The organism is Micromonospora sp. CA-249363 (genome assembly GCF_050950185.1).
Lineage (GTDB): Bacteria > Actinomycetota > Actinomycetes > Mycobacteriales > Micromonosporaceae > Micromonospora.
On sequence record NZ_CP192020.1, the window covers coordinates 4,196,547 to 4,210,558 of the forward strand.

Genomic DNA, 14,012 nt, shown 5'->3' on the forward strand with positions numbered 1-14,012 from the left:
TTTCTAGGCGGCCGGCGGGGCGCCCGTCCCCGCCGGCCGGACGACCGGTCCGGTCGACCACTGCTCCTCGTGGTCGGCCTTGCGCAGGAGTTCGTCGGCGCTGTGCGCCACCCGGGACATCGCCAGGCGCAGCAGCGGCGGCGCCATCATCGACGTGACGATCGCGACGAGGGCGATGATCGTGAAGGTGGCGATGTCCAGGACGCCGAGCCGCAACCCCACCATCGCGACGACGATCTCGACGACGCCCCGGGCGTTCATGCCGGCGCCGACGGCCAGGGACTCCCAGTGGCCGAGCCGGCTGGACCGCGCACCCAGGTACGCCCCCGTGAACTTGCCGAGGATCGCCGCCGCCAGCACCACGACGGCGGCGATGGCCACATCGCGGTCGAGCAGCACGCCGAGGTCCATCCGCAGGCCGGCGGAGGCCAGGAAGATCGGTGCCAGCACGGTGAGCACGATGGTCCGCAGGGGGGCCAGGACCGCCCGCCGTTCCCGGATCGCCTGCCCGACGAGGATGCCGGCGACGAACGCGCCGAACACCGCCTCCATGTGCAGCGACTGGGTGATCGCCGCGCCGGCGAGGACGATGATCACGGCCGTGACGATTGTCGGCCCGCTCTCGGTGGAGCGGCCGGCGAGCCGCAGCGCGCCGCGCACCAGCGGCCGGCCGACGACGATCGCGGCGACCACGAACGCCACCAGCAGCAGCAGCGACAGTGCGACCTGGTTGGCGCGTACACCGACGGTCGCCATGGCCGACACGACCGACAACAGGAACCAGCCGACGGCGTCGTCGACCATGCCGGACGTCATGATCAATTGCCCGACGTCGCGGTGGATCAGCTTCATGTCCGCCAACGTCTTGGCGATCACGGGGATCGCCGTCACGCACATGGCCACGGCGAGGAAGAGCGCGAACACCGGGCGTTCGGTGGTGTCCGGTATCAGGACGGCCGGGGCCAGGTAACCGATCAGGATGCCGAAGCCGATCGGGATGAGCAGGCCGCCCAGGCTGATCCGGACGGCGGACGTGCCACGGCGGCGGACGATCCGGGTGTCCAACTCGATGCCGGCCACTCCGACCAGCAGGAGGACGCCGATCTGGGCGACCGCGTCCAGCAGGTGCATCTGTGCGGGGTCGGCGGGGAACAGCCAGTCGTGGACCGCCGGGGCGGCGTGGCCGAGCAGCGACGGCCCGAGCACCACGCCGGCCATCAGCTCGCCCACGATCGGCGGCAGCCCGAAACGCGCCACCAACCGCCCGAGGGCGAGACCCAGCAGGAGCAGGGACGCGATCTGGACGAGCAGGATCACGACCTGCCCGCCCGCCAGCGGCATGATGGGTGCGTTCATACCGGCCTCATCTCCGTGATCAGGGCCGCCAGCCGATCGAGCCCCTGCTCGATCTGCGGCGGCTGCAGAAGGCTGACCGACAGGCGCAGTTGGTGACGGCCACCTCCGTCGGCGTAGAAGTGGTGCATCGGCGTCCACAACACACCGAACTCGCGCGCGGAGCGCTCCAGCAGCGCGTCGTCCACCACGAACGGCACCGTCACCACCAGGAAGAAGCCGCCCGTCGGCGTGTTCCAGGAGACTTGACCCCCGCCTGGGCCGGTCCGGGGGAAGCGCGCGGCCAGGCCGTCCAGCACGTGCCGCAGATTGCGCCGGTACGCGCCGGCCTCGCGCTCGTTGGCGCGTACGAGGCTGCAGTCGTGCTCCAGCAACTTGCCGGCGATGACCGCCTGCGCCAGCGGCGAGGTGTTGACGGTCACCATGCTCTTGATCTTGGAAAGCTCGTCGGCCAGCAGGCCCGTTCCCTCGGGGCCGGCCACCTGCTGGTCGGCGACCACGTAACCCACCCGGGCGCCGGGCATCCCGGTCTTGGCGAACGAGCCGAGATAGACGACCCGACGCTCGTCGTCCATGGCCTTGAGCGTGGTCGGCCGATCGCCGCCCGCGTGGAACAACCCGTACGGGTTGTCCTCGATGATCAGCAGGTCGTGTTCGGCGGCCGCGCGCAGCACCGCCACCCGGGTGTCGGTGTCCAGGCTCGCCCCGGCCGGATTGGCGAAGTCGGGCACGAGGTACAGCGCGCGGGGGCGCTGCCCCGCCGCCCGCGCGGCGCGCACCACCCGGGCGAGATCGTCGAGGTCTATCCCGCGCGGGCCGTCCCGCACGCCGAGCGTGGTCATGTCGACGAGTGACGCGGCCCCGCGAATGCCCACGTAGTTGGGCGAGACCGCCAGCAGCACGTCGCGAGGGTCGGTCCGCAACGCCCGCAGGACGAGGAACATGCCCTCCTGCGCGCCCACCGTCACCACGACGGACTCCGGGTCGACGTCCATCCCCTCGTCCACGGACAGGTTGCGGGCCACCAGGTCGTGCACGATGCCCTTCGTCCGCCCGTACTGCAACAGCGTGCGGTTGACCTGACGCTCGCTCAGCCCGTGCTCGTCACGCAGGTGCTCGCAGTAGCGGCGCAGGTAGCGGTGCACCGCCTCGACCTCGAAGAACTCCTCGTACGGCCGGCCGGCCGCGAACGACACCGCGTCCGGGAAGCGACCGGCGATCTCGTTGAGGAAGGTCATCGAGTCGAGCACCGGGTCGGTCAGCGAACCGTGCAGGTCGGCCAGGTCGATCGGCGCGCGGGCGCCCACCGTGGTCGTTCCCGCCAGGCCGGTCACGGGGACCATCCCGCGAGGGCGCCGCCGGACGCCCGGCTCCGCGTCGTCGATCCCGGCCCGCCAGCGGCCACGGTGGTTCCGTGGCCCAGCGCCCGCAGGTCGGCGCAGCCCATCATCGTCATCGCATCCTCCAACTCGGTCCGCAGCAGCGAGAGCACCCGGCGGGCCCCGGCCCGGCCACCCACCGCCAACCCCCAGAGAGCGGGCCGACCCACCAGCACCGCGGAGGCGCCGAGGGCCAGCGCCCGTGCCACGTCCACGCCGCCACGGACGCCGCTGTCCAGGAGCACTGCGCAGCGATCGGCCACGGCCGCGACCACCGGCTCCAGCGCGGCGATGCTGGGCACCGCGCCGTCGAGCTGGCGGCCGCCGTGGTTGGACACCACGACCGCATCCACCCCGAGGTCCGCCGCGCGCACCGCGTCGTCCGGGTGCAGGACGCCCTTCACGACGATCGGCAGACGCGTGCGTCGCCGCAGCCACTCCAGGTCCCGCCAGGACAGCTTCGGGTCGAACGCGAGACCCGTGTGCACCATCAGCGCCGAACTGTGCAGCCCGCCGGAGTGCGCGGGCGCGCCGACCTCCGGCGGCAGGTTGGCGGCCACCACGTCGTCGGGCAGCGTGAACCCGGACCGCATGTCCCGCAGGCGACGGCCCATCCGGGGCACGTCGACCGTCAGCATGAGAGCACGGCAACCAGCGTTCTCGGCGCGGGTCACCAGATCGGCGACCACCGCGCGGTCGCGTAGCCAGTAGAGCTGCATCCAGACCGCCGCCTGGGTGGCGGCGATCCGCTCGATCGGCTCGCTGCTGAGCATGCTGGCGACGAAGACCGCGCCCTCGTCCCGGGCCGCCTCGGCGAGCGCCACCTCACCGTCCGGGTGCAGGAGCCGCTGGTAGGCCATCGGCGCCACCCCGACGGGCAGGCCCAACGGCGTGCCCAACAGCTCCGTGCCGAGGTCGCACGCCTCCGCACCCACCAGCACCCGTGGGACCAGGTGCACGCGGTCGAAGGCGTCCCGGTTGTCGCGCAACGTCGACTCCGTGCCGCTGCCCCCGGCCACGTAGTCCCAGACGGGCTCGGTCAGCACCCGCCGCGCCGCCAGTGCCACGTCGTCGAGGCAGAGCAGGCCGGCGAGGTCGGTTCCCTGGGCCGCGACGGTGGTCACAGGACGTCGTGGGTCTTGGTCCGCTCCGCCTCGACCGCCTCGTAGAGCGCCCGGATGTTTCCGCTGCCGAAGGTGCGCGCACCCAGCCGCTCGATGACCTCGAAGAAGAACGTCCGGCGCGGATGGGTGGACCTGGCGAAGATCTGGAACAGCTGGCCGTCATGGTCCTCGTCGACGAGGATGTTGCGCGACCGGAGCTGGTCCACGTCGTACCTGGCGAGGTCGAGGCGCTGGCCGAGCAGGTCGTAGTAGGCCTCCGGCGTGCGCAGGAACTCCACCCCACGATCGGTCAACGCCGAGATCGCCGACACGATGTCCGGGGAGCACAGCGCCACGTGCTGCACCCCCGGGCCACCGTGCCCCTTGAGGAAGTCGTCGATCTGCCCGGCGGCGGCGGACGAGTCCGGCTCGATCAGCGTGAGCGTGACCAACCGCGACGGGCTCTGCACCACCTTGGAGAACATCGCCTGGTTGCCGACCAGGATGTGCTCCTCGAACGTCATGTCGAAGTCCAGCACCGTGCGGTAGAAGTCCACGGTCGGGTCGAGCGTGCCCGCCTCGAGGCAGACGGCGAGGTGGTCGACCACGCCCAGCTCCGGCCCCGGACCCGATTGGAGCACGTGCCCGTCCGGAAGACCGGGGGTCAGGCCGGGCAGCACCGGCCCGGCCGAACCCTCGGGTGGCTGCACGAACGTATGCGTCACGTCGCCGAAACCGCCGACCGTGGCCGTGACGAACCCGTCACGGGCGGCCGGCTCGGCCACCGCTCGCGCCCCGCGGGACACCGCGACCTCGAACGCCGCCCTGGCATCCGGGGTACGCATCGCCAGGTCGGCCACGCCGTCACCGTGCTGCTGCACGTACAGGCTGGCCGGGTGCTCGTCGGTGAGCCCCTCGGTCACCACGAGAACTGTCGAGCCCTGCCGCAGTGCCACCGACACATGGTCCTCGTCGCGGCGCGAACCGACGACGGCGAAGCCGTACTGCGCGGCGAGCTCGCGTGCGGCCCAGACCGCGTCGGTCACGTGGAATTCGACGTGGTGCACAGCCAGGTCGCTGAACACACTGCTGCCCACGCTCACTGATGTCCCCCCTACCGGGGCCGCACGGCCCCCTTGTGGTCAGAAGATGGGAGCCGCCGTCGGAGCCGACAGCTCACCGAGATACGGATGCCAGAGATGTTCGGGGTCCTGCTCAACGGCCCGGATGACGTTCCGCATCTCGACGAGCGCCTTGGGCTCGGCCTCGTCGTACATGTTGCCCTGCAACATCTTCAGCACGTCGAGGCGATACCGCGGGTCCTGGACGAACGCGGTGAACAAGATGTTGAGCCGGTAGTAGGCCGAGATGAACTCGTACCAGTTACGCACGCCGCGCCGCAGCAGCATCTCGTACGTCGTGAACCGCTCGCGCTTGAAGTCGCCCGCCTCGGCGGCGGCGATGATGTCGTTGCAGGCCAGCCGGGCGCTGTTGAGGGCGATGCTGACGCCGGTGGAGAAGATGGGATCGACGAAGCGTGCCGCGTCCCCGATCATGACGAAGTTGTCGCCGCAGATCTGCTTCATCGCGTAGCTGTAGTCACCCTCGGCCTTGAACGGCCGCACCTGCTCCGAGCTGCGCAGGGCCGCCTCCAGCTCGGGCCGACTGCCCACGCACTCCCAGAAGAAGGCTTCCAGGTCTTCCTTGGCCGCCTCGGCGAACCGGGCCTTCTGCGTGACGACACCGATCGAGGTGACGGTCTCGGTGATGGGGATCTGCCACACCCAGGTGTCGGTCAGCGGCAGGAAGTGGATGAAGATGAAGTCGGACTTCGACTCCTCCGCCGACAGCGCCTGCCGGTCGAAGCCGTCGAACCAGGTGTGGATCGCGTACTGGTTGAAGACCGGGTCGGCGACCTTCACCTTGAGCTGGCTGCCCAACGTGGTGTTCCGGCCACTGGCGTCGATCACCAGCCGCACCGGCACCTCGCGCTGCCCGTCGGCGGAGCGGGTGTGCATCACGGGGTGCTCACCCTCGAAGTCGACGCGGTTGACCCGCACGCCGTGGTGGACCTCCGCGCCGAGACTCGCCGCGTTCTCCAGCAGGATCTGGTCGAACTTGCCCCGGTCGACGTGGAAGGTGTAATCCCGGTCGACGCCGGCCTGGTCCCGCTCGTTGAACATGACCTCGGCGAGCCGGAAGTCGTGGGTGAGGTTGGAGAATCCCATGTGGCTCACCGGCCGCGACTCGGCCGACGTCCACGCCGCGCCGAACTTGCGCGGGAAGCCGGCGGCCTCGACGGCGGCCATCGCCCCGGTCTCCAACAGCACCGGCGTGGTGGCCGGGACCAACGACTCGCCCACGTGCTCGCGAGGGAAGTGCGCGCTCTCGAAGACCACGACGGAGAGCCCCGCCTTGGCCAGGTACGCGGCGGCCGTGGACCCGGCGGGCCCGCCTCCGATGATGCCGACGTCCCACTCTGCTGGCTTGGTGTTCATGGCGCCTCCTCGGCGGGCCTGTCAGGCGCGGGGCAACGACAGGATCAGGTCGGTGATGGTGTCGAGACTGCGGAAGTGCCGTCCCGTGATGTGCGAAGGCGGCACGTCGACGTCGAGCTCCGCCCGGACGAACGCGATGAGCCGAGCCGTGTTCAGCGAGTTCAGAACGCCCCACTCCAGCAGTGGCGAGTCGGGGCGCAGGTCGACTCCGGTGACCGCCTCGTCCTGGTCGCCAATCAGCTCGTGGCGCACGTACACCATCAGTTGGCCGAGTATCTCGTCGCGTTGGTCAGTCGGCACAAACCCCTCCCAGGTCGCCGGACATGGTCTCCCCCGTGGGGCGTCACCCGGGAGGCCGCGAATCCCGCCGGCTCTTCCCCTTCTGATGACATCCCTGCTCGATGAATTCTAGAAGCCCACGCGGGTTCGTCAAGGGGATGCCGCGCAAGGATCGACGCCGGCCACTGGCACGACGACGGTGGAGCCCGCCCGCTGAGGGCGGACTGATCAGGCCAGGACGCCCGTGAGGTAGGTCTGGACGGCCTTGCCCGTGCCCGCGGCCAGAGCGGCGGCGCTGAGCTCGGCGATCGCCGGTACGCGGAAGACGTACCGGGTGGTGGCGAGACCGATCAGGTGCGAGCCGACCATGGCGGCGCGCAGCTCCGGCTGGGAGTGGCCCAACGCCCGGGTCAGCGGGAGGATCACCTGGTCGCCGAGGAAGTTACGGACGGCGTCCGCCGCCATGTCGTTGGCCGTCATCGAGCGCAGGATGCCGCCGAGCCGGGCCGCCGTGTCGGGCTCGTCCCAGTGGCTGAAGAACAGCTCGACGGCACGCCGGCCGACCTGGCCACGCGGGCCCTTCATCGCCCGCTCCACCAGGTCCGGCGGCTGCAGGGCGCCACGCACCGCGGCCTCGAACAGGCCTTCCTTGGTGAGGAAGAAGTGGTGCACCAGCGCGCTGTCGACACCCGCCTCCTGGGCGATGGTGCGCACCGTGGTGCCCTCGTAGCCCCGCTCCGCGAACTGGCCACGAGCGATCTCGAGGATGAGCTGATGGCTCACCGTCGGCCCGACTCGTCGCCCCGTCCGTCGTCGTGGAGCACCGTTCGAGGACACCTCCGCGCCCACAAGTTCACCTTTCCCAGTTCATCGCATGCCCTATTCATCGTATGGGGGCAAAGGACATAGTATCGCCTTCCCACGTGCGGAAATACGCAGGTTCTACGGACAGGCAACGACAACAGTACGTAACGATGCCTTGACATGGTGCCCCGCACGGGCCGTAGCATGGCGCAGTGCTACGAACACGGGCCGTCGTCGGAAGTCTTGTCTTCTTTTGCGCCGCGCCGGGTGTGGTCGCCGGCCTCGGTCCATGGTGGATATCCGACTGGGAGGTCGAAACACCGTTCGGCTTCTACCAGCCGGTTCGAGTCCTCGGCGCGCTGATGCTGGTCGCCGCCGTGGCGTTTCTCCTGCAGTCGTTCGTGCGGTTCGTCGTGGAGGGTCTGGGCACTCCGGCCCCGGTGGCGCCGACCGAACACCTGGTGATCGGCGGGCCCTACCGGTACGTCCGCAACCCGATGTACGTCGCGGTGGTGACGGCGATCCTCGGCCAGGCACTGATCTTCGGCCAGGGCGCGCTCCTGTGGTACGGGTTGGCCATCGCGCTCATCCAGGCCGCGTTCGTACGGTTCTACGAGGAACCCGGCCTGCGCCGGCGATACGGCGCCGCGTACGACACCTACCGCGCGGCGGTCCCGGCGTGGATCCCGCGCCTACGCCCCTGGCAGGGGGCCACCTCACCGCAAGCGTGACCCGATAACCCGCATCACAGAACGTGCGGCCGGTGGACCCGGCCGCCGACCCGCGAAAGGGCTGCCATGTCGCCTACCCCCGAGGGCTGACTGCCCTCCGCCCACGACGGAGGGCAGTCAGCCGTCTAGGCGACCCGTTCCCGGGTGGGAAGCTCCGCCTGTGTCACCGATGCCTGACAGCTGGCCGTCAACACGGGCAGCCGCCCGGAGACCTCGGCGATCAACTCCCCCCGCAGGAGGTCGTCGCCGGCTGGTTCCCCCCAGATGATGAGCCGGCAGTTCACCTGCTCCGCACGCACCGATGCCGAGGCCGTCCAAATGATGGGCATCCGGTGTCGTGCCGCTCCCAGCAATTCCACCGTGACGAACTCGGGTGCTGTCTTGTCGGTGCCGTCGCACTGTTGGAAGCCGACATGCGCCGTAATCTCACCACTGCCCAGGTAACTCAATTGAAACATTACGCGGTACTCACGCCCAGCTACATCCGCCGGCAATAATCCCGCTGTCAATAACAGCCCTTCTGGCTCGTAGAAGAGTACCTGGACATCCGTAACCGCTAGCGCTGATGACTTCATATCCCTGGTGGCCCCATCCCCCATTAGCGTACCGCCAGTTCATCGATGGATGTTATCCTGCCGAGGGCCGCGCTGTCCCCCCCTAAATGGGTGGGCCATCACGCAGCACCGGTCGGGTTGCAGACCGTTACGGCTCGAATAGGTCTCAACGGGCATGGCCCGCCGGGCGGAGATGTCGCACCGGAAAGCGAGCACGGCAATCGGCGACCCCGGTTGACATGGGCCAACGCCGACGCCACCCTCGACGACGCCGCATCCCGACGTGGTGAGGTCAAGGGCCCGGACGCGCCGAGCCCGTGCCCGACGCCGGCGCGGCGCAACCAGCTCCCACCGTCGAACCTGCCGCCATTACGACACCAACCACCGGCGGTTCACCGCCGGACCATCGAACGATCCGCGCGCCAAGCCCCCCTGGCGCGACCGAGGCCCCGACCGTGCGGTCGGGGCCTCGATTCCCGTCAACCGCTCAGGTCGGGGCGCCCGCCGCGAGGACCTCCTCCTCTTCCTCGACCGCGTGGCCGTGTCCCTGTGTGCGCAGGTGCGGAATGAACAACGCGATGACCGCGCCCACGGCGAGCGCGGAGGCGGCCACCAGGTGAGCCTCCTCCAGACCGTTGACGAACGTGGCCACGGACTCGTAGCCGCCGTTCGCGCCGAGGATCGCGCCGCCCACCGACACCCCCATCACGGTGCCGGTCTGCCGGATAGCGTTGGACACACCCGAAGCCACGCCCTCCAGCTCGGCGGGTGCGAACCCGAAGGCCAACCGGCCGATCGGCGCGAGGAAGATGCCCAGGCCGAGCCCGGTGATCACGAACGGCACCACCAGCTTCGAGTACGTCAGGTCGCCGACGACCGAGCCGATCCAGCCCACGCCGATGGCCTGCATCGTCAGGCCCAGGATCACCAGCGGCTTACCACCGATCTTGTCGGTCAGGATGCCGGAGATCGGTGCCGCGATCATCGGCATGGCCGTCCACGGCAGCGTGCGGAGACCGGCCTCCAGCGGTGAGTAACCGAGGATGCTCTGCAGGTACTGGGTGCCGAGGAAGACCGCGCCGAAGACACCGAACGGCATGATGATCGTCGCCACCATGGTGAGGCTGAAGCCTCGGCTACGGAACAACGACAGCGGCACCATCGGCGTACGCGCCCGCGACTGCCAGAAGATGAACACGAGCACGAGGAGACCGCCGACGATGAACCCCGCCAGGATGGAGGGGCTGTCCCAGCCGGCGCTGTTGCCCCGCACGAGGCTGGACACGATGCCGAGCATGCCGGCGGTGATCAGGACGACGCCGATCGGGTCCAGGCGACCGTAGCCGCCGCGGCTCTCGCGAACGCGCGTCATCACCGGCAGCAGCAGCAGACCGATGGGCACGTTCACCCAGAAGATCCACTGCCAGGACCAGGCTTCGGTGACCGCACCGCCGATGACCGGTCCGAGGGCGATACCGAGACCCACCATCGCGCCCCACAGCCCGAACGCGTGACCGCGCTGACGTGCCGGCACCACGCTGGCCAACAGCGTGAGCGTCAGCGGCAGGACGACCGCGGCGCCCAGGCCCTGCACCGCGCGTGCGGCGATCAGGAATTCGATGTTGTCGGCGAGGCCCGCCAGCCCGGACGCAATGGTGAAGACCAGCAGCGCGATGGTGAAGACCTTGCGCCGGCCGAAGCGGTCACCGAGCGCCGCGCCGGTCAACAGAAAGACGGCGAAGGTGAGCGTGTACGCGTTGACGATCCATTCAAGATCTTCAAGGCTCGCGCCGAGCTCGGTGCGGATGACCGGTAGCGTCGTCGTGACGACGAGGGTGTCGATTGCGACCATGAACACCGCGACCAGGGCCGCGACCCATGTCCATGCGGCACTGTGGGTCGCCGGTTGGTTCTTGTCCACTCTGTTTCCCTACTCGAGATGGATTGACTGGGAAGGATCGCTGGGACGCTGCCCGTTGCGCTCCTCTCGTTGGTAATGGGGGCGAGAGACCCGGACGTATGTCCCGCGCCAATACCCCAGCGGGAATCGGTCCGGCGCCGTCGCCCCGCCGACGAGACGGCCGAGCACGATGACGTGGTCACCGGCGGTGATCACGTCGTGGAGCGCGCACTCGGTGAAGGCGACGGTGGGTTCCAGCTGCGGCATGCCGGCCACGTCGCCGGGACGCCACGCCACGTTGGCGAACTTGTCGCTGTTGTAGCTGGCGAACAGTTCGGAGACCTCGTGGCCGTCGGCGTCGAGGAAGTTGACGGCGAATCCGCCGGTCTCCCGGATGGCGTCCAGGGTGGAACTCACCTGCCGCACGCAGAACAGCAGCAGCGGTGGGTCCTTGGAGACGCTGCACACCGACGACGAGGTCAGGCCGTGCGGCCGTCCGGCCGCGTCGAGTGCGGTCACCACGCTGACGCCGCTGGCCAGCGAGCCCATGATCGCCAGGAACGCACTCGGCGCCACGTTGACTAGTTCGGTGCCAGTAATGGTCCACCTCCTTCGATCGCCGCCAGCAGCGCGGCTCGATCGGTCTTTCCGTTCGGGGTGAGCGGTAGGCTCGTGGCCGCCTGGACCGAGTCGACGATCATGTACGTCGGCAGCTGTCCGGCGCACCAACGCTTGATCTCCAGCAGGCCGGGCCTGCGCTCGCCCGCCGGTACTACGACCGCGTGCAGCCGCGCGGCGAGCCCGACGCCGGCGACGACCACCGCGGCCGCGGCGACGTCCGGATGCGCGGCGAGGACGGCCTCGATCTCGCCGGGTTCGACCCGGTTGCCGCGTACCTTCGCCATGTCGTCGCGGCGGCCCAGATACTCCAGGGCGCCGTCGGGCGCGAGCCGCCCGAGGTCACCCGTCCGGTACGGTCCACGCTGCGGATCCCGCCCCCAGTAGCCGAGCATCACCGTGGGCCCGTCCGCCAGGATCTCGCCCTCCGGGCAGTCAGCGCCGCCGTCCGCACCGTCAAGGCTCGGCGGAACCAGGGTCAACACCGCGCCGCTGGCCGGCCGGCCGATGGGCAGCGGGCGGTCGCGCCCCTCGTCGGCGTCGGTCACCTCGTACGACGCGCACACGTTGGTCTCGGTGGGCCCGTACCAGTTGAGCAGCCGCACGCCAGGCCAGGCGGCACGGAGTTCGTGCACGTACCGGATCGGCATCACCTCACCGGCGAAGACGCAGGCCCGCAGGGCCGGCGGCGGCGGACCGTCCAGCAGTCCGCCGTCCCGGATCATCAGGGTCAGCGCGGACGGCACCGAGTACCAGACGGTGATGCCCTCGTCGCGCACGAACCGCGCCAACTGCACCGGCGCGTACGCCAGCTCGGCCGGGACCAGGTGCACCGACGCGCCCGCGCGGAACGCCGCGTAGAGGTCGAAGACCGACAGGTCGAAGTTGAACGGGGCGTGGTTGGCGAGCCGGTCGCGTGGCGACACGGCGAGCAGGTCACCGGCCCACTCGACGAACGCGGCCGCGTTGCGGTGGCTCAGGCAGACGCCCTTCGGGGCCCCGGTCGACCCGGAGGTGTAGAGGATGTAGGCGGGGTCGTCCGGGGCCGGTCGGTGCACCGGCGGCGGGTCACCCTCGGCGCCCAACCGCTCCAGCTCCTCCAGTGACACGAGCGGCGGCCCGTCCGGAACACCGCCCTCGCGCGCGACCCGGTCCGCGGCCGGACCGTCCGCGACGACGACGGTCGCCGCGCAGTCGGTCGCGATGCGCCACACCCGGGCGGGCGGGTTCGCCGCGGACACCGGGACGTACGGCGCGCCCAACGCCAGCGCCGCCTGCATGACGGCCACCGCGTCGGCCCGCTTGTCGGACCACAGCACCACCCGGTCGCCCGGGGTCACGCCGACGCGCGCCAGCCCCGCCGCCAGGCGCCGCGCGGCCGTCGCCAGCTGCGCGTACGTGAGCTGGCCGTCGTCCGCGACCACCGCCGGCGCGTCCGGCGTACGCCGGGCCCACTCGGCCACGTAGCCGTGGATCCCCGCCTCACCCGACGTGTCGGACTGGTCCACGTCCCGCACGCTCGACACCTCCCTGGTCACGGCGCGGCCCTCACAGGCCCAGCTCGCGGGCGATGAGCAGCCGCTGGACGTCCGACGTGCCGGAGAAGATCGTGCTGGGGACGGCGTCGCGCAGCATCGTCTCGATCCCGGTGTCGCGCAGGTATCCGAGCCCACCGAACAGGCGCACCGCGTCCAGCGCCCCGGCGACGGCCGCCTCGGAGACGGCCAGCTTCGACAACGCCACGTTGAGCTCCGAGCCGCCGCCGTTGTCCATCTCCCAGCAGCACCGGTAGAGCAGCAGCCGCGCCGACTCCGTGCGCAGCTTCATCTCGACGATCCGGTTCGCCACCGCCTGGAAGTCGCTGATGCGCCGGCCGAACTGGCGGCGTGAGGTCACGTGCTCGACACAGCGCTCCACCAGGCGATCCAGCAGGCCGACATATCCGGCGAACAGGCAGGCCCGTTCCCAGCGCATCGAGTGCTGGAAGATCGCCGCGCCCTGGCCCGGCTCGCCGAGCACCCGGTGCGCCGGCACCAGACAGTCCTGAAAGGACACCCGGCCGGCCGGCGCCGACACGAGGCCCATCTTGTCGAACGGCTCGCCGACCGTCAGGCCGGGAGTGTCCCGGTCCAGCACGAACGCGGTGACACCGAGATGGGCGGCAGCCGGATCGCTGGTCGCGTAGGTCACCAGCACGTCGGCCACCGGTCCGTTGGTCACGAACGTCTTCTCGCCGTTGAGCAGGTAGCCGTCCGCCGTCTCCGTCGCGGTCACGGCGAGCCGCGAGACGTCGGAACCCGCGCCCGCCTCGGTCATCGCGTTGCCGGCCACCACCTCGCCCGAGCAGATCCGCGGTAGGAGGCCCTTCTTCACCTCCGGGGTGCCGAACCCGGCGATCGGCACCGCGCACGCGAACTGGTGCGCGCTGGCCGCGAACACCAGACCGGTGTCCGCGCACCCCCGGCCGAACGCCTCGACACGCAGCGCGGTGTCCAGCGCGCCCAGCCCGCCGCCGCCGTACTCTGCGGGAATGCACAGGCCGAGCAGCCCCAGTCGGCCGAGACGCCGCCAGGCCTCGCGGTCGTGCAGCCGGCTGGCGTCGGCGGTGGGCGGAAACGCCTGCTCGGCGCTCGCGCGCACCTCGTCGTACGCGTCCCGCTGTTCAGACGTCCAGGTGAAGTCCACGGTGCCCCCTCGGCCGCGCGGTGAACCGGCGCGGCGGAATGACCGGCTTGCAGGAGCAACCCGGACCGGACAGACATATGCTCAAAGGTCTAGACTTAGGCATTTGAT

Annotated in this window: 12 protein-coding genes and 1 pseudogene; 1 reads left to right on the forward strand and 12 read right to left on the reverse strand. The window is 70.2% G+C overall.

Going from position 1 to position 14,012, the window contains the following annotated elements; translation table 11 throughout:
* Window positions 1-3: 3 nt before the first annotated feature.
* From ACQPZK_RS19050 to ACQPZK_RS19080, 7 genes and pseudogenes are all read right to left on the reverse strand, one after another.
* On the reverse strand, window positions 4-1,356 hold the full coding sequence (locus tag ACQPZK_RS19050; protein WP_433534284.1) for a cation:proton antiporter: 1,353 nt from the start codon (window positions 1,354-1,356) through the stop codon (window positions 4-6).
* A complete protein-coding gene (locus tag ACQPZK_RS19055) occupies window positions 1,353-2,696 on the reverse strand; it encodes a PLP-dependent aminotransferase family protein (protein ID WP_433534285.1) in 1,344 nt (447 codons plus the stop codon). Before ACQPZK_RS19055 ends, ACQPZK_RS19050 begins: the two co-directional genes overlap by 4 nt.
* A gap of 80 nt (window positions 2,697-2,776) precedes the next feature.
* Window positions 2,777-3,856 (reverse strand): annotated as a pseudogene (locus ACQPZK_RS19060) (alpha-hydroxy acid oxidase); the annotation flags it as partial.
* A complete protein-coding gene (gene hppD / locus ACQPZK_RS19065; protein WP_433534286.1) occupies window positions 3,853-4,932 on the reverse strand; it encodes a 4-hydroxyphenylpyruvate dioxygenase in 1,080 nt (359 codons plus the stop codon). The pseudogene ACQPZK_RS19060 and the gene hppD, both read right to left, overlap by 4 nt.
* A gap of 45 nt (window positions 4,933-4,977) precedes the next feature.
* Window positions 4,978-6,333: an NAD(P)/FAD-dependent oxidoreductase gene (locus tag ACQPZK_RS19070; RefSeq protein WP_433534287.1), complete on the reverse strand. Its 1,356-nt coding sequence runs from the start codon at window positions 6,331-6,333 to the stop codon at window positions 4,978-4,980.
* Between the two features lie 21 nt (window positions 6,334-6,354).
* A complete protein-coding gene (locus tag ACQPZK_RS19075) occupies window positions 6,355-6,633 on the reverse strand; it encodes a phosphopantetheine-binding protein (RefSeq protein WP_355047938.1) in 279 nt (92 codons plus the stop codon).
* 207 nt (window positions 6,634-6,840) lie between these two features.
* Complete coding sequence (locus tag ACQPZK_RS19080) at window positions 6,841-7,395, reverse strand: TetR family transcriptional regulator (RefSeq protein WP_433534288.1); 555 nt, start codon at window positions 7,393-7,395, stop codon at window positions 6,841-6,843.
* 233 nt (window positions 7,396-7,628) lie between these two features.
* On the opposite strand from ACQPZK_RS19080, the gene ACQPZK_RS19085 reads away from it, so the two are divergent.
* The gene (locus tag ACQPZK_RS19085; protein ID WP_433534289.1) at window positions 7,629-8,147 is read left to right on the forward strand and encodes a methyltransferase family protein; all 519 of its coding nucleotides are present in this window, start codon (window positions 7,629-7,631) and stop codon (window positions 8,145-8,147) included.
* A gap of 125 nt (window positions 8,148-8,272) precedes the next feature.
* Here ACQPZK_RS19085 and ACQPZK_RS19090 read toward each other — a convergent pair whose 3' ends face one another.
* The 5 genes from ACQPZK_RS19090 to ACQPZK_RS19110 all read right to left on the reverse strand — a co-directional run bounded on the left by ACQPZK_RS19090 (window position 8,273) and on the right by ACQPZK_RS19110 (window position 13,904).
* Window positions 8,273-8,596 (reverse strand): hypothetical protein, encoded by a 324-nt coding sequence (locus ACQPZK_RS19090; protein WP_433534290.1) that lies wholly within the window; start codon window positions 8,594-8,596, stop codon window positions 8,273-8,275.
* A 592-nt stretch (window positions 8,597-9,188) separates the two neighbouring features.
* Entirely contained in the window at window positions 9,189-10,622 is a 1,434-nt protein-coding gene (locus ACQPZK_RS19095; RefSeq protein WP_433534291.1) for a DHA2 family efflux MFS transporter permease subunit, read from the reverse strand.
* A 9-nt stretch (window positions 10,623-10,631) separates the two neighbouring features.
* Window positions 10,632-11,177 (reverse strand): flavin reductase family protein, encoded by a 546-nt coding sequence (locus tag ACQPZK_RS19100; RefSeq protein ID WP_433534292.1) that lies wholly within the window; start codon window positions 11,175-11,177, stop codon window positions 10,632-10,634.
* A gap of 5 nt (window positions 11,178-11,182) precedes the next feature.
* Window positions 11,183-12,736 (reverse strand): amino acid adenylation domain-containing protein, encoded by a 1,554-nt coding sequence (locus tag ACQPZK_RS19105; RefSeq protein ID WP_433534293.1) that lies wholly within the window; start codon window positions 12,734-12,736, stop codon window positions 11,183-11,185.
* Between the two features lie 31 nt (window positions 12,737-12,767).
* Window positions 12,768-13,904: an acyl-CoA dehydrogenase family protein gene (locus ACQPZK_RS19110; RefSeq protein ID WP_433534294.1), complete on the reverse strand. Its 1,137-nt coding sequence runs from the start codon at window positions 13,902-13,904 to the stop codon at window positions 12,768-12,770.
* Between the last annotated feature and the right edge of the window lie 108 nt (window positions 13,905-14,012).